Origin of the sequence: Erwinia sorbitola (assembly GCF_009738185.1) — a bacterium.
In the GTDB taxonomy this organism is placed as follows: domain Bacteria; phylum Pseudomonadota; class Gammaproteobacteria; order Enterobacterales; family Enterobacteriaceae; genus Erwinia; species Erwinia sorbitola.
This window is the reverse complement of the sequence record NZ_CP046509.1, coordinates 2,407,150-2,425,615: the sequence shown is the minus strand read 5'-3', so window position 1 is coordinate 2,425,615 and position 18,466 is coordinate 2,407,150. Positions and strand designations below refer to the sequence as shown.

Annotated in this window: 11 protein-coding genes and 1 pseudogene; 5 read left to right on the top strand and 7 right to left on the bottom strand. The window is 55.6% G+C overall.

Annotation, left to right across the window (positions count from 1 at the left end; translation table 11 throughout):
• Nucleotides 1-37: 37 nt before the first annotated feature.
• Both cobO and GN242_RS10770 read right to left on the bottom strand, forming a co-directional pair.
• Nucleotides 38-628: a cob(I)yrinic acid a,c-diamide adenosyltransferase gene (cobO, locus tag GN242_RS10775; RefSeq protein ID WP_156287466.1), complete on the bottom strand. Its 591-nt coding sequence runs from the start codon at nt 626-628 to the stop codon at nt 38-40.
• The gene (locus GN242_RS10770) at nt 628-1,389 is read right to left on the bottom strand and encodes a YciK family oxidoreductase (protein ID WP_156287465.1); all 762 of its coding nucleotides are present in this window, start codon (nt 1,387-1,389) and stop codon (nt 628-630) included. Before GN242_RS10770 ends, cobO begins: the two co-directional genes overlap by 1 nt.
• A 225-nt stretch (nt 1,390-1,614) precedes the next feature.
• On the opposite strand from GN242_RS10770, the gene sohB reads away from it, so the two are divergent.
• On the top strand, nt 1,615-2,664 hold the full coding sequence (gene sohB, locus GN242_RS10765; protein ID WP_156287464.1) for a protease SohB: 1,050 nt from the start codon (nt 1,615-1,617) through the stop codon (nt 2,662-2,664).
• 80 nt (nt 2,665-2,744) lie between these two features.
• On the opposite strand, the pseudogene GN242_RS10760 reads toward sohB, so the two are convergent.
• The 5 genes and pseudogenes from GN242_RS10760 to GN242_RS10740 all read right to left on the bottom strand — a co-directional run.
• Nucleotides 2,745-4,730, bottom strand: a pseudogene (locus GN242_RS10760) (YehQ family protein); the annotation flags it as partial.
• Nucleotides 4,727-5,863: a vWA domain-containing protein gene (locus GN242_RS10755; protein ID WP_156287462.1), complete on the bottom strand. Its 1,137-nt coding sequence runs from the start codon at nt 5,861-5,863 to the stop codon at nt 4,727-4,729. The pseudogene GN242_RS10760 and the gene GN242_RS10755, both read right to left, overlap by 4 nt.
• 9 nt (nt 5,864-5,872) lie before the next feature.
• The gene (locus GN242_RS10750) at nt 5,873-8,209 is read right to left on the bottom strand and encodes a DUF5682 family protein (RefSeq protein ID WP_156287461.1); all 2,337 of its coding nucleotides are present in this window, start codon (nt 8,207-8,209) and stop codon (nt 5,873-5,875) included.
• Nucleotides 8,206-9,285 carry an ATP-binding protein gene (locus tag GN242_RS10745; protein WP_156287460.1) on the bottom strand — a complete coding sequence of 360 codons (1,080 nt, stop codon included), beginning with the start codon at nt 9,283-9,285 and terminating at the stop codon, nt 8,206-8,208. Before GN242_RS10745 ends, GN242_RS10750 begins: the two co-directional genes overlap by 4 nt.
• A gap of 30 nt (nt 9,286-9,315) precedes the next feature.
• On the bottom strand, nt 9,316-13,107 hold the full coding sequence (locus GN242_RS10740) for a DUF4132 domain-containing protein (RefSeq protein WP_156287459.1): 3,792 nt from the start codon (nt 13,105-13,107) through the stop codon (nt 9,316-9,318).
• Nucleotides 13,108-13,710: 603 nt separating this feature from the next.
• On the opposite strand from GN242_RS10740, the gene topA reads away from it, so the two are divergent.
• The 4 genes from topA (at nt 13,711) to GN242_RS10720 (ending at nt 18,371) form a co-directional block, all read left to right on the top strand.
• Complete coding sequence (gene topA / locus GN242_RS10735; protein WP_154751094.1) at nt 13,711-16,308, top strand: type I DNA topoisomerase; 2,598 nt, start codon at nt 13,711-13,713, stop codon at nt 16,306-16,308.
• A 255-nt stretch (nt 16,309-16,563) separates the two neighbouring features.
• The gene (cysB, locus tag GN242_RS10730; RefSeq protein ID WP_154751095.1) at nt 16,564-17,538 is read left to right on the top strand and encodes an HTH-type transcriptional regulator CysB; all 975 of its coding nucleotides are present in this window, start codon (nt 16,564-16,566) and stop codon (nt 17,536-17,538) included.
• Between the two features lie 504 nt (nt 17,539-18,042).
• Nucleotides 18,043-18,201: a YmiA family putative membrane protein gene (locus GN242_RS10725; protein ID WP_154751096.1), complete on the top strand. Its 159-nt coding sequence runs from the start codon at nt 18,043-18,045 to the stop codon at nt 18,199-18,201.
• Between the two features lie 2 nt (nt 18,202-18,203).
• Nucleotides 18,204-18,371: a YciX family protein gene (locus GN242_RS10720; protein ID WP_154751097.1), complete on the top strand. Its 168-nt coding sequence runs from the start codon at nt 18,204-18,206 to the stop codon at nt 18,369-18,371.
• Nucleotides 18,372-18,466: the final 95 nt, after the last annotated feature.

Below are 18,466 nucleotides of genomic sequence, written 5' to 3'. Positions count from 1 at the left end.
AAAGGGATCTGCGGATCCCTTTTTTTATGCGTTACGTTTACCAGTCAATACCCTGTTGCGCCTGAATTCCGGCATCAAAGGCGTGTTTAACCGGGCGCATTTCGCTGACGGTATCCGCCAGTTCAAGAATCTCCCGATGGCAGCCTCGTCCGGTAATAATTACGCTCTGATGGGCAGGGCGCTGCTGCAACGCCTCAATCACTTCCTCCAGCGGTAAATAATCAAAACTCACCATGTAGGTCAGTTCATCAAGTACCACCAGATCCAGCGCCGGATCCTGCAACATTCGTTTGCCATGCTGCCAAACCTTGAGGCATGCGGCAGTATCCGTTTCACGGTTTTGCGTATCCCAGGTAAAGCCGGTGGACATCACCTGAAACTCAACGCCGTGAGGCTCCAGCAGGTTACGCTCACCGTTTGGCCATTCCCCCTTAATAAACTGGATCACCCCAACGCTTTTTTGATGCCCCACGGCGCGGGTTGCGGTGCCAAAGGCGGCGGTAGTTTTCCCTTTACCATTGCCGGTAAATACCATCAGGATACCGCGTATATCCGTGGCGGCAGCAATACGTGCGTCCACCTGCTCTTTCAGCCGCTGCTGGCGCTGTTGATGGCGATCGGAAGACATTATTCTGCGGCTCCTGGTTTGCGACCGGGCTGGGCATCAAAGCTGAGGCCGGTTTTGCGTTTGCTGTCGTCGCCCATCAGCCACAGATAGAGCGGCATAATATCGGCCGGAGTTTTCAGCTTATTGGCATCTTCCTCCGGGAAGGCGCTGGCGCGCATTTTGGTGCGGGTACCGCCGGGATTAATGCAGTTTACCCGCAGCTGACGCGGATCGTACTCTTCTGCCAGCACCTGCATCATGCCTTCAGTAGCGAACTTCGACACGGAATAAGCTCCCCAGCCCGCACGGCCCTGGCGGCCAACGCTCGACGAGGTAAACACCAGCGAGGCAGCTTCAGATTTGAGCAGCAGAGGCAGCAGCGCCTGCGTCAGGAAAAATGTGCCGTCAATATTCACCCGCATCACCTGCTGCCAGACTGCCGGATCCTGTTGAGCCATTGGTACCACATCCCCTAGCAGCCCGGCGTTATGCAGTACGCCATCAAGGCGAGGAACCTGCCCGGCAACGGCATCTGCCAGCTCGCGGCAGCTTTCCGGGGTCGCGGTTTCCAGGTCGAGGGTAAACCACAGCGCCGGTGCCTTGCTGTGTTGATTAACTTCATCACACACCCGTTGCAATTTTTCGGCATTACGTCCCAGTAATACCACCTGTGCGCCGTAGCGGGCATAGGTGAGGGCGGCCTCACGCCCGATGCCATCGCTGGCCCCGGTCACAAGAATAATCCGGTGGTTAAGCAGATCGCTTTTCGGTTGATAATGCACGTGAAGATCCTCTGGCGATTGGGGCGTTATCCGGCTATGGCTGCTATTTTCGCCTGATGTAAGCCATTGCGCGGATTGAATAAAAATGTTTTATGCCTGAAAACGGCGGCGAGTTCAATGATGCTGCCAGATTTTACCGTTCTGTCTCTGTCAACAGGCGACTCCGCAGCAGGACTCCGCTACACTAAGCGTATCTCTAACACAATGTAAATCAAGGCGGATTGAGTGGACTTACTCTCTTATTATGGACTTTTCCTGGCTAAGACGGTCACCGTGGTGGTGGCGATTGCCGCCATCGCCGTGGTGATTGCTAACCTTGCCATGCGTAAACGCGCTCAGAGCGGCCAGTTGAAGCTTACCCATCTGGATGAACGCTACTCTGAGATGCAGGACACTATGCGGCTGGCGAAAATGAAGCCGTTCCAGCAAAAACTGTGGCATAAAGAACAGAAGAAAAAAGAGAAGCTCGAAGCAAAAACTGCGAAACAGCAGGCTAAAGCTGGCCGTCCCGCTGACGCTGCAAAACCCACACTCTACGTACTCGATTTTAAAGGCAGTATGGATGCTGGTGAAGTCTCCTCGCTGCGTGAAGAGGTGTCTGCGGTGATGGCCGTGGCAGTTCCTGGCGACGAAGTTCTGCTGCGTCTGGAAAGCCCGGGCGGCGTGGTACATGGTTATGGTCTGGCAGCTTCCCAGCTACAGCGCCTGCGTGAGAAAAAGATTCCACTGACGGTAGCGGTAGATAAAGTGGCAGCCAGCGGCGGTTATATGATGGCCTGCGTGGCGGATCGTATTGTTGCTGCGCCGTTTTCTATCATCGGCTCCATTGGCGTTGTCGCGCAGATCCCTAACTTTAATCGCCTGCTGAAACGCAATGAGATTGATGTTGAGTTGCATACCGCTGGTGAGTACAAACGTACGCTGACGCTGTTTGGTGAAAACACCGAACAGGGGCGTGAGAAGTTCCGTGAAGACCTGAATGAAACTCATCTGCTGTTTAAGCAGTTTGTTCATCAGATGCGTCCGTCACTGGATATCGATAGCGTGGCCACCGGCGAACACTGGTACGGTTCGCAGGCGCTGGACAAAGGTCTGGTGGATGCCATCAGCACCAGCGACGATCTGATTATCGATCGGATGGATAAACATCAGGTGATCGGCGTGCGTTACGCCCGGCGCAAAAGCGTGATGAGCCGTTTTACCGACAGCGCCACGGGAAGCGTAGAGCGTCTGCTGCTGCGTATCTGGCAGCGTGGTGATAAACCGTTACTGTAATGCATAGCACGCCCGCTTCTGCGGGCGTGATGCTTTGAGCTGACGTCCTCGTTTTGCGGTGCCAGCAGATATTGCTGTTCCAGCCCGTCACGCAGCAGCACAATTGCGCTCAGTGTAGTGACCAGCTGCTGATGTTCCGCACTTTTTAACAGCGCTGGCAGCTGTCGCAGCAGGCGCGACAGTCGTTCAAATCCATATCCGCTGAGTGCCTCCGCCAGAGACTCTGCCTCACGAGAGACCCGCTGTTCCTGATGATGAAGCCCGTTATGTAACCACTGGATCAACATCTGCTGGCAGCGTTGCAGCAGTTGCACCGTGCAGGGTAAAGGGCTGGCAGCAGTACCGGAAGGTAACCTCTGCTGCGGATGCTCTCCGGCGTGCAGCACCCAGGCACGCTGTCGGGTCATGATGACCAGCGGCTCCAGCGTAAGTATGCCGTCGACCACCGAGGCTCGCCCTGAAACCTTACAGGGAGGATCGTCCTGCTGTTGCAGCAGGCTGAACATACAGTCAATAGCATGCGGTGCAGAGCTGGTGGCGTTGAGTGACAGTTGCAGAATGTTGTCTTCCCCGTTTTCCGCACTTCCACTGATGATTTCAGCCTCCAGCGTCTGACGTCCGGCGTCCCAGCGGATATTCAGGCATTCCCCCAGCGGGAGAATAAACAGGTCATCGCTCTGATTAAGCGGGCGGGTAAAGGCGGGCTGCCGCTGAAGCAGGAAGCGGCGCAGTGCCGCCGCACCCGGCTGACACAGGGGAAAATCGGGCATCTCCCAGGCGGCGGGCGTCAGGGGGGCTACCGTATGCAAACGGTCACGAGCGTTCAGATGAAGCTCACCGCGAGCATCACGCTGCGCCGCCTGCGAAATAATCTGTCCGCCTGCCAGCATTTCCGCCTGAAAGCCAGCAATGCGCCGCTGCCAGCCTGGTGTATTCTGCTGTTCCGCCACTGGCCACTGGCGTGACAAATGCATAACGCTGCCGGTATCCGGATCGGTAAACCAGATGATTACCCCGTAATGCCGATCGTTCTGCCAGCTCTCCATGCCCAGCGACACCAGCCGCAGATGATCGAGCCTGACCTGTTCCTGGATCCCCAGGCCGACAATGTTGCGCCAGGGCTGAACGGGCGTCTCGCCCTCCGCAGCAACGCGTGCCATCTCGCGCGCCGCCAGCAGACGAGCTGTCAGCCCGGCAAACTGACTGAGAAACGATCCGGCGCGATAGTGTGAAGCGCGTTGGTGCAGGTGCTCGATCCCCTCAGCCGTCTGCTGTAAACAGAGTTGAACCCAACGCCAGCCTGCCTGCTGCGCACTGCGCTGTGTCTGAGTCAGCAGCGGTGAAAAGGTCACTGCGGGCTGGCTGATGCCGCCGCTCCACAGCGTGTAGCTCAGTTGATTCAGCTGCGCCAGAAGCGCGTCGATTTCTGTATGGTGCAGGGGATTATCAGGACGATCCTCCTGTAGCTGCCAGACAAGCTGCTCAAAGTCAGGGTGACGCGCTTCGGCAGCGGCGAAGGCCTGCACCGCCAGCACAATATGTTCGCATAGCGTGCCTTCAACGCAGTCACAGCGGGCAAACTGGATGCTGCTGCGGGAGAAGAAACGCACATCGCTCATCGGCAGTCTGGCGGCGGGTACCGCGCCGGGCGTACAGTTAAGTTCCACGACCAGGCCTTTTTCCGCCAGCTGCTGTGCGCGCTTAAGAGTAGCGGCAGGCAGCGATGCCAGCCCGGCCAGCCATTCCCCGGGCTGCCAGCGGGCGGGAGCGGAGGGGGGGATCCCGGCACATATTTGCTGATAGCCGAGCACCAGCATCACCCGATGACGACACATGCCGCTGGCGCTACAGCTACAGTCCGCCTCCTTCAGCGTCTGGCCTCGGCTCAGGCGGGTGAGAGTGCCATCGTTAAACTGCGCCGTCAGCACGCCATCGTTTTCGTTGAACGATGGCAGATTTCCGGCAGCGATCTCTTTCTGACTACGTTTAACAAAACCGGCATTGCTGAGGGCAATTAACGCCTGCGGGGTCAGTTCGAGCAGCTCATTGCGCAGCGCGGTATTCATGATTGCAAATTCTCCGCCAGCCACGCTGCCAGCTCACCCGGCGTCATAGCGGCAATCTGTGCGCCGGCATTGACCAGCCGCCGGGCCATATCACGGTCGTAGCTCGGAGCGGCTTTACTGTCCAGCGCTGCCAGTCCCAGCACTTTACTGCCGCTCTGCACGGACTTTCTCACCTCATTGACCAGCAGCGAGGGCGATCCACCCTCGAAGAAGTCGCTGACCAGCACAATGGCGCTCTTCTCCGGTTGCTCAATCAGCTGCCGGGCATACTGCACCGCTTTGCCGATATCGGTTCCCCCTCCGAGCTGAACTTTCATCAGCAGATCTACCGGATCCTGCACGTCCGCAGTCAGGTCAACTACGCTGGTATCAAAGGCCACCAGATGGGTGCGGATCCCCGGCAGCTGCCAAAGGCAGGCCGCCATCACTGCCGAATGGATGACCGAATCCACCATTGAACCACTCTGATCGACCAGCAGGATCAGCTGCCATTTTTCGCTGTGACGTTTTACGCGGCTGATAAATACCGGTGATTCGATATAGAGCCTTCCGCGCTGCGCATCCCAGCGATGAAGGTTGTCGCGCAGCGTGCCTTTGAAGTCAAAATTGCGCGCAATGGCGACAGGAGAGCGACGGCGGCGGTCGCGGGTGCCGGAAAAGGCCTGGCGTACTTCGGTCACCAGCCGCGCCATGATCTGCTCCACAACCTCACGAACCAGACGGCGCGCGGCCTGTAAAACCTGGGGATTCATCAGATGTTTGGTATGCAGCACAGCGCGCAGCAGCCCTTCAGAGGGAACAATACGCTCCAGAACCTCAATATTGGTCACCACATCATCAATGCCGAAACGCAATACCGCATCGCTCTCCAGCCTTTCGATCACCTCCGCAGGAAACAGCTGATGAATCGCATTGATCCATTCCGGGGTGGTGAGCTGGGATCCTCCGCTCCCGCCATGACGTTCACCACGCTGAATGCGCTGGGGATCGCGGCCATACAGCCACTCCAGCGCGTTATCTACAGCCCGGGCATGTTCATCAAGGCCGCCGAGACTCTCATCCGCAGTGTCGCCAAGCATCAGCCGCCAGCGTTGCAGCTCCCGGCTGGTTAATATATCGGAGAATTCAGGCATCAGGATCCCTCAGAGTATGCCCCAGGCGCGCAGCTGGTCGGCTGTGCGTTGTTCCTGCTGCTGGTGGCGAAGATACAGGGCGGCAGAGCAGGCTTCTGGCAGCGGTTGCTGTAACAGATGCTCCGGCAGGTGTGAGATCTGGAAGTGTTCCAGCACCTGACGCGCCAGAGCCTTCCGCTCACGCGGGGGCAGCCAGGCCATTGCGGCGCGCAGATCGGGCAGGGCGGCGATAAACTCATCGTCTGCCAGCTGTTCCAGCTGCCGGTTAAACCCGGCGATGAAAGCCGGATGTGAGGCCAGCTGATGACGGGCCAGCGCGATCAGCCCGTGCAGCGCTTCCCCTAAACGTGCCGCTGGCAGCCCCTCCAGCAGCATGATTGCCGCCTGGGCATCAGCGCTGGCGTGTTCCAGACGAATTAACGCCCCCAGCGCTGCGCCACGGCTCAGGGCGCTGGCATCAGCGGCACAAAAGCGGCGTTCCAGTACCGCCAGCGCACGGGGCAGCAGTACCAGCCCGTCGTGCTGCTGAGGATTATTTTGTTCATCGCGCAGAATGTGGCACAGCGCCTGCCAGCTGTGCAGATGGGCATTGATTTGCGTCGGGTCAATCAACCCGGTGGACTCCGATAGCCACAGCGTACGTTCAATGGCCGCGCGCAGGGTGGTCAGCAGGATCGCAGCATCGCGCATCCCGTTAAGGGTATCGTGACGCCACAGCGCGTAGAGGATCTCCAGCGCTGGCCCCATCTCTTCAAACTGACTTTCCAGCGCGATCTGCTGTTCCAGCTGCGCCAGCAGTTGCTGGCTGAATGAGGACAGACCGGCGAGCGCGGCACGTTGCAGCCAGTGTGCCAGCGCAGCGATACCGCTGGCGTCTGCCAGCGCCGACTCCAGCCGGTTGCGCGCGGCCTCTTCAAGAGTTGCGCCGTAGCGTGCTGCTTCAATTAGCGCGGCGTGCTGCTGCAATGGTTGAGTCAACGCCCACTGCTCTTCGCCGTCGCCGGAAAGCGCCAGCGTAGTACCCAACAGGCAGCTAATGCCGGGGATCTCCAGCACATTCAGCCGGTGCAGCACCTGGCTCTGAAGCAGCCCCGGGGTATCAAAACGATTTAACGTCAGCGTGACGGGCAGTGTGATCCCTGCCCGTTTCAGCTCGTTAGCGACATCTCGCGGTAACGGCGGCTGCGGCGTATCGGCGGCCAGTACGCCAAAACGATGACCTGCCAGCACATCAATTAGCACGATCGCGATCGGGTCGGTACCAGCCTGCAATGGCCCGCGATAGCTCCATGGCAGCGGGGTATTCAGCGCCTCTTTAATCAGGCTGCCTGCCAGCGCATCCAGCCAGTCATTCCGCAGCGGCAGCCGGTGCCCGCGCAGCGCCGCCAGTGCTAATGCCTGAGTCATGGCGTTAGCCATATCCGCCGTGGAGGCGGGCAGATGCTGGCGGCGCAGCACGGTGAAAACTCTCTCCAGCAGACGCTCCCCGGCCTGCCGCTGGCCGTATTGCCAGCACCACTGTTGCCATACCGGAGCGGGCATACCCGAGAGATAGCCCGCCAGCACGTCCAGTCGTTTTTCGCTGTAGGGCGTCAGATAGCTGCCGGTAACCGCGCCGGAAATCACTGCCTCAGGGGCAGGAGGCTCAGTCGATTCTGCATATCCCCGCCAGAGGCTGGTGAGAACCGGCGCATGCCAGCCGCCGCAAATAACCAGCACCGGGCCGCTGTCCTGAGCCATGGCCCAGGCGATCCAGCGCGCCATATAGGCCTCGCGCTGCCGATCCTGTACGCTGCCGCTGCACCCGTCACGCAGCTGCCGGAACCACAGGTTCAGTGCCGCAGGTAACTCACGCTGCTGAGACTCGTCCTCAAACAGATGATCCCATAGCGCATCGCTGCTCTCCATTCCGCAGGCTTCAATCATTGCCTGCTGGCGCTGCTGATAGTGCTGGCTGTCGTCGTCAGCCTCGTCATCGCTGGCGTGCGCCCATACCGGCAAATCGATAAAGCGGATATCAGCACTGCACCGTCGCGCCGCATGCAGCGCCTGCCATTCCGGTGACCACTCGGCAAACGGCGTCCAGGCGCCAACACCGGGGGCATCCTGCTCCTGAAACTGGCAGTAGCTGTAGATGGCGATGGGCAGCTGATGCGGCAGCAGCAGCTCATCAAGCCGCTGATTGAAATCAGCAGGCCCTTCAATCAGTACCCAGGCCGGACGTAACTGTTCAATACTGCGCTGAACCAGCCTGGCGCAGGCGGGACTGTGATGGCGGATACCGAGGATCAGCGGTTCACCGGGAGACGGGAATAACTCCGCAGCGGAGAGGGGCGGAGTTGTCATGGCAGCCGGTGGCGCGCCTGATAATAGGCCTGCCAGTGCGGCTCTTTACGGCTGCCTGCGCGCTGTTCAAAATAGCGCCGCAGGCGTGCACGATCCTCTTCATTATCTTTGACGATGGTGCCGCCGATGCACTCCACGAGATCCGCTGGTTCACCGGCACGCTGTTGCAGAAACCAGGCGCGAACGCCTACCGCATGCGCCACGTTCACCGCCTCAGCGGTAGACATAATGGCAGTCAGGCTGTCCATTGCGCTTTTTCTCTCTCCGCTGCTGCGCAGATCGCGGAAGGTTTGCACCAGCAGTTCCAGCACGGCATCAGGCACTTTATGTGGGATACCGCTGTGTGTAAGCAGCCGGGACGAGGCACTGGCAACCAGCTCCAGTTCCTGCTGGAAGTTCATGATCGGAAACACGGTCTCGAAATCAAAGCGCCGTTTAAGCGCAGCGCTCATCTCGTTAACGCCACGATCGCGGGTATTAGCGGTGGCGATAATATTAAAGCCTTCGCGGGCATACATCTGGCTGTCATCGCCATGCAGTTCCGGCACCACCATTACACGGTCGGATAGCATCCCCAGCAGGCAGTCCTGTACTTCCAGCGGTGCGCGGGTGATCTCCTCAAATCGAACGATTTTACCGTCGCGCATCCCCTGATAAAGTGGTGCCGGTACCAGCGCTTCGGTGGACGGACCCTGGTTGATCAGCAGGGCATAGTTCCAGCCATATTTGATCTGATCCTCTGTCACCGATGCGCCACCCTGGATAGTCAGCCCGGCATCGCCGCTGATAGCGGTGGCCAGCAGCTCCGACAGCAGCGACTTTGCGGTACCCGGTTCGCCGACCAGCATCAGCCCGCGCCCGGTGGCGAGGGTAACCAGCATGCGTTCGACGCTGGCAACTGATGTCACCACTTTTGTACTGATATCCTGCGCAGTATCCCCCAGAATAAACGCCCGCGCAGCCGGTAAACTCAGCTGCCAGCCGGGGGGCCGTGGGCCGCTGTCATCCTGCTTGAGCCGCGCCAGTTCAGCGGCGTAAAGTACGGCAGCCGGGGGACGCTGTAACATGTCAGACATGGTCTTTCCTTAGATATCGGGTATCAGGCATTAGTCAAACAGCGCATCAATATCACTCAGCATTTCACTGGCAGTGACGGGATGCAAACGCGAAAAAGGATGCTTCTGCGGATGCTGCTGTCCCCAGCCGTACTGGTGTGCATCGCCGTGCCACAGCCAGATACTGGCCAGCGTCTGCTCCTTGTTAAATTCATCCGGTGCCATGCCCACGCCCAGGCCTTCTCCCATTTCCAGTACCAGCGTCATATTTCCCATCGGTTTGAGCATCCAGCAGATCCAGCCCGCATCCTGTGGCACACCGCGCAGCCAGCCTTTGCTGGTCAACCCGGCAAGACGGCCACTCGGGCAAAGCCTGCCCTGCCAGCGCTGCAAATCAGTGGATTTTTGCTCTTCAGCGCTCAACAGATAACGGTTACGATCCAGCTGACGGAACGGCGGCAGCAGCTCATAGTCAGCAAACAGCTGACCAAAGGCGGCGGCATCTTCAGCCGGCATCTCAAGAATATGTGGGATGCCAATCTGCGTGGCGTTGTGCGGCAGGGTGAAGAGATCATCATCGGCGGTGCTGTAGCTGTTGTCTTCCGCCACGCGGAAGCAGTTCAGCAGTTGGTCATCGGCATCATAGGCCCCCCATACCAGCCGCCGGGTCAGGTGACCGATGAGCGGATGGCCCACCAGGAACTGATTAAACTGCGCTTCCGTCCAGCGGCGGCGCTGGCACATGGCGCTTTCCAGGCGAGCAACCTGCTGACTGGCGATGGTGCGCGCATCTTTTTTCAGTAACTTATAGCGATTGACCGCTTCAGCGGCGAGTTCAACATCATCACTCTTGTTTGGTTTCGGCAGATCTTTCAGACGGCTGCCGCTGCCGTCACGTACAAAGGGTTTCAGCGTCTCATCAAAGCTAACGTTGAACTGGCGTGGGCCAAAATCGAGCAGGAGCGAGCCGTTATCATCCAGCCCGAGATCCGGGGCCAGACGATCCTCCAGTTCCGCGACACTCAGTGCGCGTTTCTCGGCGATTTGGCTGATTTTCTCCCGTGCCCGTTCCTGAAGAGCTTTAAACTTCAGCTTTTGTGCAATGCCGTTAAGCTGCATCAGCGCCAGATCTGAGCCAATATCCGCCAGAATATCGAGGCCGGCAACAGCGCGTTTATGCTGGGATTCACCGGGCCAGCTGCGGATCAGCGGCGTAAGCTGACGGGCGATGTCATCATTACCAAACAGCCCGAGGGTACTGAAGGCCCAGCTCTCTTTCGGTGGGGCGGAGGCAGCCATCCACGCAGTGTAGAGATCCCAGGCAAAGGCAGCCAGGGAAGCTGGAGTACAGATTTTTTTAACCTGTTCAAGTCCCGGATAAAGGCCATTTTCCGTCGGAAAACGTAGCATAGTGCCGAGATGCGTCAGGGCCTCTTCAGGCAGTGTTTTACCGTTATGCAGCTGCGGGCGAGTCCACAGCACCGGCTGCCAGAAATCCGGCAGCGCAGGGCGTTTTGCCGGGAAATCGTCCAGCGGATCGAGCTGCACTAACGCGTTTACCGCTGCCAGCACTTCCGGCTGCTGATAGCGCCCGGCAACCTCTTCAAGCAGCGCCTGATGCCCGTTGTCCAGCAGCAGCCGCAGGGCCAGACGGGCATTATCCCGGGCTTCTCCCGCTTTGCCGAAGGCCACCGGTAACAGACCGGCCACAGCATGTTGCGGATATTTCAGCAGCCAGCGGCGCGCATCCTCGCGCAGAGTTTTCAGTTTAGAATAAGCACGGGCGATAAGCGGTGCCAGATCGGTACTGCCCACAGCAATTGCCACCGGCAGCGCCTCCTGAGGCTGACGGGCTACGCTGTTGATAAATCCGGGCAGCGCGTCGAGGCCGAAATGTGACATCACCGGCGCGATACCCGTGTGGTGCTCACTGCTGAGAACGCTCCACAGACCGAGGGCTTTTTCGCGGGGTAGCTGAGGTAAAATATAGAGATTCCAGTCGCCAGCATAGTGCGGGTGATTGGTTGCCCAGTCGGCAATCAGCTGAGTATAGTTATCCTCTTCCCACGCCTGCACAGTGGTTTCCGGCAGCGATTTATTCCATGTATTAAAGCCGAGGCGGGCGAGGATCTCTTCTGTTTTGAGACCGGCAATTTTCAGCTTGCGGTGATGTGACCACATCGCCAGCTGATCCGCAGCAACACCTTCAAACACAGGCGCTACCGGCTGTACAGCTAGTGCCAGCTCTGGAATAGCTCCCGTTTTTTTCTTACTGATCCACGGCGGAGCAACCAGTATCGCAGGCAGCATATCGGCGCTGGCACTGTCGGTTTTTACAAACAGCCGTTGCTGGCTGCCGGAGACCAGCGCCTGTTCTTCAGCGGTAAGCCAGGGGGTAACCTCTGCCGCCAGCTGTGGCTGGTTATGCAGCAGGGCATGCAGCTGAGTTCGCCACAGGGCATCCTCTTTGCCATTCAGCAGCTGTACCAGTGCAGCAAATGCGGCGTGCGGGAAGCGCTTGCTGGCTTTAGCAGCGCGTTCGTAACAGCGTTTACCCTTACCGGCTGCCCCGATTAACATCGCCAGCGCCTGCGGGTGATTAACGTGCATCACCACCTCGCCACAGCGGTCGCCGTGGGCATAGGGGGTTAACCGGGGCAGAGCGCACACGCCCTGCTCCAGCAGTAGCGTACTGGTCACTATTTCCCCGTAATACCAGCTATCAAACACATCCAGTGCCTGGTATTGTTCCAGCGCTTGCAGCGCCTCCGGGTCAGTGGCAGTGACTTTCAGCCACTCCAGCGCACAGAGTTCGCGGTCACCGGCAGCTCGCTGAATAATCCCGTTGGCCAGTTCGGGGCGTTCAGGCAGCAGCAGCGCTACCAGCGGCTGGCGCCATAGCGGGATCTGCGGCAGAGCGGCGAGCAGGCAATCGGCACAGCGTTGCCATACCTCGGGCTGCGCGGCGGAGAGGTGCCATCGCAGACGTAATTCATGATCGACGATATTTTGCTGATAACCGGCAGGGGGGGTATCTGCCGGATGGATCGAAACGCCACGGCTGTGGTAATCACGATTAAGGCCGATTTGCGTGCTGGCGATGATCATCTCTACGGCATAGTCCAGACCATAGCTGGCGACGATGGCATCGATCAGCAGCGCGGCTTCACGCCCGCCATAGCTCTGATTGATTTTCAGCATAACTGCGCCAGCCATCGGTGAGTCCTGCGGCAGCGCCTCTGCGTTGGCAAGGCATCTCTGAGCTGCGGCAATCGCCTGCTGCCAGTTGCCGTCACAGCTGCTTCCATCCAGAGTCAGGCCGCCGTTCTTTTTCGTTTCCTGGCTCAGTATCTTCAGACGACGCAGCTGTTCCGCTGGCTCTTCAACTTTCCCTGCGGGAGGAAGCGGCCTGTCACGATGGCTTAACGCCAGTACAGACAGTTTCTGCGGCAGCGCGATAGTGTCTGCTTCACTCAGCCATACGGGGGTGTTGACACTTAGTGGCGTTGTCGCGGTATGGGCAGAGGGCAGATCATCAGCAGTTACAGGAGGGGATGTTTTTGCCTGAGTTTTTGGCACCACGCTAGCGGACGTGGCAGCAACAACGGTGTTGGTAGCGCTGGGCGCTGAAGCCTCATTGCCTGGTGCCATGTAGCCTTTGCGGCTCTTCTCTTTTATTAACTTCTCGCACGCTTTTTTTGCCTGTTCATCGTCTTCAAAGCTTTTTATCTGGCTTTGACCCTGAGTTCCCACACGTCCCCAGCTAAGATGGAGTTCCTGTTTTTTTTGTTCGATTGTCCAGAATTTGTGGGATTTTTCATCCTGATAAATCAAGGTAGTCATGTGAATTCCATTATTGTTGAACAGGAGAGCGATCTCCATAAAAGAGAAGCAATTTCACTCTAAGGCAACCCTTACTTCCGCAGCTGCAATGGCTTGCCGGGTGAGTAAATGTAATAAACGGCAGCAGACCCTTCAAGTGGAAAAATCCAGGTGTTATCAGATGGTTGTCTGTTTCCGGGCAGCATCCCCGCGTACAGCGACTTTTCCTTCCTTTATAGAGCAGCGCGCTTAAGTGTATGCGTAACGCATTGTTGTACTATGGAGCAGGAACAGGCTGAACAAATTTTTCTCTTTTTTTCCGCCTTTCCTGGCGTAAATGGGGGCTGGATGCTAATTAAGTTGCGTAACAGATTTTATCAGGTACAGTGTGGGCGTTTCGGGTTCCGGGCGTAAAACAGACTTTACGCTTTGTTAGAGATTCGCTTAACAGGTGGTAAAAAGTACCGTTAATCAACTGGTTGCAATGCGCATTTTTATGCTGCAATTGATAAAAAGTTAACCGGGTTGATTCTGTTATCCCGATAACCCTATCGTCAATGTGCGATGTAACAAGTGAAAACGGCACAACTTACTCTCGGATGTTTTAATCAGGTAAAGGTAACTATGGGAAAAGCTCTCGTAATAGTTGAGTCCCCGGCAAAAGCCAAAACGATCAATAAATATCTCGGAAATGACTACGTGGTGAAATCCAGCGTAGGTCATATCCGTGATTTGCCGACCAGTGGATCAACAGTTAAAAAGAGCGCTGACTCTACAACCAGTAAAACAACAAAAAAGGTCAAAAAAGACGAAAAGACGGCGTTAGTTAACCGTATGGGCGTCGACCCTTATCACGGCTGGGAAGCGAATTATCAAATCCTGCCAGGTAAGGAAAAAGTTGTCGCTGAACTTAAGGCGCTGGCTGAGAAAGCTGACCATATCTATCTCGCAACGGATCTCGACCGCGAAGGGGAAGCCATTGCATGGCACCTGCGGGAAGTGATCGGTGGAGATGAATCACGCTACAGTCGCGTGGTGTTTAACGAAATTACCAAAAATGCCATTCGTCAGGCATTTGAAAAGCCCGGCGAACTTAATATCGACCGCGTAAATGCCCAGCAGGCGCGTCGCTTTATGGATCGCGTGGTTGGCTACATGGTCTCACCACTGCTGTGGAAGAAAGTGGCCCGAGGTCTCTCCGCCGGGCGCGTACAGTCGGTAGCTGTACGGCTGGTGGTTGAGCGTGAGCGTGAAATTAAAGCGTTCGTTCCTGAAGAGTACTGGGATCTCAACGCAGACCTGACCACGCCGAAAGGGGTGGATCTGCCCATGCAGGTTACGCACCAGGGTGATAAACCTTTCCGTCCGGTAAACCGCGAGCAGACCTATGCCGCTGTCAGCCTGCTGGAGAAAGCCCGCTACATGGTGGTTGATCGTGAAGATAAACCAACCAGCAGCAAACCCGGTGCACCATTTATTACCTCCACGCTTCAGCAGGCGGCCAGTACCCGTCTTGGCTTTGGCGTGAAGAAAACCATGATGATGGCCCAGCGTCTGTATGAAGCTGGTCATATTACCTATATGCGTACTGACTCAACCAACCTGAGTCAGGATGCTGTCAGCATGGTGCGCGGCTACATTGAAGATGAGTTCGGCAATAAATACCTGCCGAAGGCCGCCAACGTATACAGCAGCAAAGATAATTCTCAGGAAGCGCACGAAGCCATCCGTCCATCCGATGTGAAAGTGCAGTCCGAGCAGCTGAAAGATATGGAAGCTGACGCGCAGAAGCTGTATCAGCTGATCTGGCGCCAGTTTGTTGCCTGCCAGATGATGCCAGCGCAATATGACTCCACCACGCTGACCGTTGAAGCGGCAGATTTCAAACTGAAAGCTAAAGGGCGTACGCTACGCTTTGACGGCTGGACGCGAGTGATGGCTGCATTGCGTAAAGGTGATGAAGATCGCGTACTGCCAGATGTTGAAGTTGGAAGTGAACTGAGCCTTCAGCAGCTGCTGCCAAGTCAGCACTTCACCAAACCGCCTGCGCGTTTCAGCGAAGCTTCGCTGGTTCGTGAGCTGGAAAAACGTGGAATTGGCCGTCCTTCTACCTATGCTTCGATCATCTCGACCATTCAGGATCGTGGTTATGTGAAGGTGGAGAGCCGTCGTTTCTACGCGGAAAAAATGGGTGAAATCGTTACTGACCGCCTGGAAGAGAGCTTCCGTGAGTTGATGAACTATGACTTCACCGCTCATATGGAAGACAATCTCGACAAAGTTGCCAAGAACGAAGCGCAGTGGAAAGCGGTACTGGATCAGTTCTTCAGTGAGTTTAGCGAGCAACTGGCGCAGGCAGAGAAAGACCCGGAAGAGGGCGGAATGCAGCCTAATCAGATGGTGCTTACCTCTATCGAGTGCCCGACCTGTAGCCGTCAGATGGGTATCCGTACCGCAAGTACCGGGGTGTTCCTCGGCTGCTCTGGCTATGCGCTGCCGCCGAAGGAACGTTGCAAGCAGACCATTAACCTGATCCCTGAGAATGAAGTACTGAACATTCTTGAGGGTGATGATGCGGAAACAAACGCACTGCGCGCCCGTCGCCGTTGCCAGAAATGTGGCACCGCAATGGACAGCTATCTGATCGACCCTCAGCGCAAGCTGCACGTCTGCGGTAATAACCCGGAATGTGATGGCTATGAGATAGAGCAGGGTGAATTCCGTATCAAAGGCTACGATGGCCCGATCGTTGAGTGCGAGAAATGTGGTTCCGAAATGCACCTGAAAATGGGGCGTTTTGGTAAGTACATGTCCTGCACAAATGACGACTGCAAGAACACGCGTAAAATCCTGCGCAGCGGTGAAGTCGCTCCACCGAAAGAAGATCCGGTGCCGTTGCCTGAGCTGCCGTGTGAAAAGTCGGATGCCTATTTCGTTCTGCGTGATGGTGCAGCGGGTGTTTTCCTTGCGGCCAATACCTTCCCGAAATCGCGTGAAACGCGCGCGCCGCAGGTGGAGGAGTTGCAACGCTTCCGCGATCGTTTACCGGAAAAACTGCGTTACCTGGCGGATGCGCCAGCCACTGATGACGAAGGCAACAAAGCTATCGTACGTTTCAGTCGTAAAACTAAACAGCAGTACGTCAGCACAGAAAAAGACGGGAAAGCCACCGGCTGGACTGCCTTCTATGTTGATGGGAAATGGGAAGTGACTAAGAAGTAATTCAGTCAGTTACCTCCGTTATGGGGGCCATCAAGCCATGGTGGCCCCTGTCCCTTTTTTTTCTTCCCGCTACGCTTACGAATTCCCCCGCCTGCGCTATACATATCCCCCATTTTTGATATAGTTGTTATAGATAACGCCTTTCTTATTATGTATTCGCATTATAACCTTCGTACTTGAAGCCACAGCTACGTTTGCTGTGTGTATGCTGCCGGGTTTTCGGCGCATTGTTTCAAACCCTGGATGGAATGAAAAATGAAATTGCAGCAGCTTCGTTACATCGTTGAGGTGGTAAACCACAACCTCAACGTCTCTTCAACGGCCGAAGGGCTGTATACCTCGCAGCCCGGTATCAGTAAGCAAGTACGTATGCTGGAAGATGAGCTGGGCATCCAGATTTTTGCCCGCAGCGGAAAACATCTGACTCAGGTAACGCCAGCGGGGCAGGAGATTATCCGCATTGCGCGCGAAGTGTTATCGAAAGTTGATGCGATTAAATCCGTCGCAGGCGAGCATACCTGGCCGGATAAAGGTTCTCTCTACGTCGCCACCACTCATACTCAGGCACGCTATGCGCTGCCCAACGTGATTAAAGGCTTTATCGAGCGCTATCCGCGTGTGTCCCTGCATATGCATCAGGGATCGCCAACACAGATAGCGGAGGCGGTGTCTAAAGGTAATGCAGATTTCGCTATTGCTACGGAAGCACTGCATCTGTACGACGATTTAATCATGTTACCTTGCTATCACTGGAACCGCGCCATCGTGGTGACACCAGATCACCCGCTGGCGGCAAAAAGCAAAGTCTCTATTGAGGAGCTTGCAGAATATCCGTTGGTCACCTACACCTTCGGTTTTACGGGCCGTTCAGAACTGGATACTGCTTTCAATCGTGCCGGGCTGACCCCGCATATTGTCTTTACTGCGACCGATGCAGACGTGATAAAAACCTACGTAAGGCTGGGACTGGGAGTAGGGGTTATTGCCAGTATGGCGGTTGATCCGGTCTCCGATCCCGATCTGGTACGTATTGAAGCTACAGACGTTTTCAGCTTCAGTACGACTAAAATAGGCTTCCGTCGCAGCACCTTCCTCCGTAGCTATATGTATGATTTTATTCAGCGCTTCGCACCGCATCTGACGCGTGATGTTGTTGATACTGCCGTAGGTTTACGTTCAAACGAAGATATCGAGGCGATGTTTAAAGACATCAAACTCCCGGCGAAATAATCACCATTGTTATGAATAATGCAATCAAGGGCCGCATAGCGGCTCTTTTTTTTTGTTCATTGGTGCCAGCAATTACTCTAAACGTTAATACCTTTTGATTATTTTTTCGTAAATGAAACATGTATCACATGTTCTTCTATTGTTATTTCTTAAATGAGAAACAGTACACATTTTTCATCGTCCCCCTTTGCGCTAAGTTCAGATGATTCTCATACTCTAGTTATGGAGTCTGGAGAGCACCCGGACTCAGAGGGTGAGTAAATAAAGGTCTGATTTAGAATGGTACTAACAGAGGGGGGCAGGAAGTTAATTTGTGTTAAGTGGTAATTATTCCGGCTTAGTTGAGTTAGCGCTTTTAATTAATCTTATTCATGGTTGATTAATCCTGTTAATCGTTTTGTTCAATAAAAATTACTGGATTTTGCAACAGAGAATGTTTAGGATTCATCCTAATTTCTGATTGGTTCAAACAATCGTTTTTAATGAGAGTGATTATCAAAAACTATGGCTACTAGATTATCTGTACAACCCGACTTCGGGGACAAAACCATCAAGGTTGAGCGTAACAGCAATCTGAAACGCAAAGCCTGGCTGACGGTATTCGCTGCTTCAACACTGTTTTGGGTAGTGGTTGGCTTATTCATTTGGCGTATATGGGGGTAAGTATGTACCTGAGACAGCCAGAGCAAAAAGCACAGCAAGTACGCAAAACCAGCGATTGTTTCTGCAAGAGCAAAAACAAAACACAGGATGCCATTCCGGCTTCGTGGGATTTGAATGACTTGCAGCGCAATTTTATTGAGTCAATGTTCGAAGATAAAAAAGTAAAATAACGAAATAATAAAATTTTCCCGGCGTATTGCTGAGAATCAAAATTAAAACAGCGTTAATTATCATTCAGGCCGCTTCAATGGTCAGGGCATCTTGA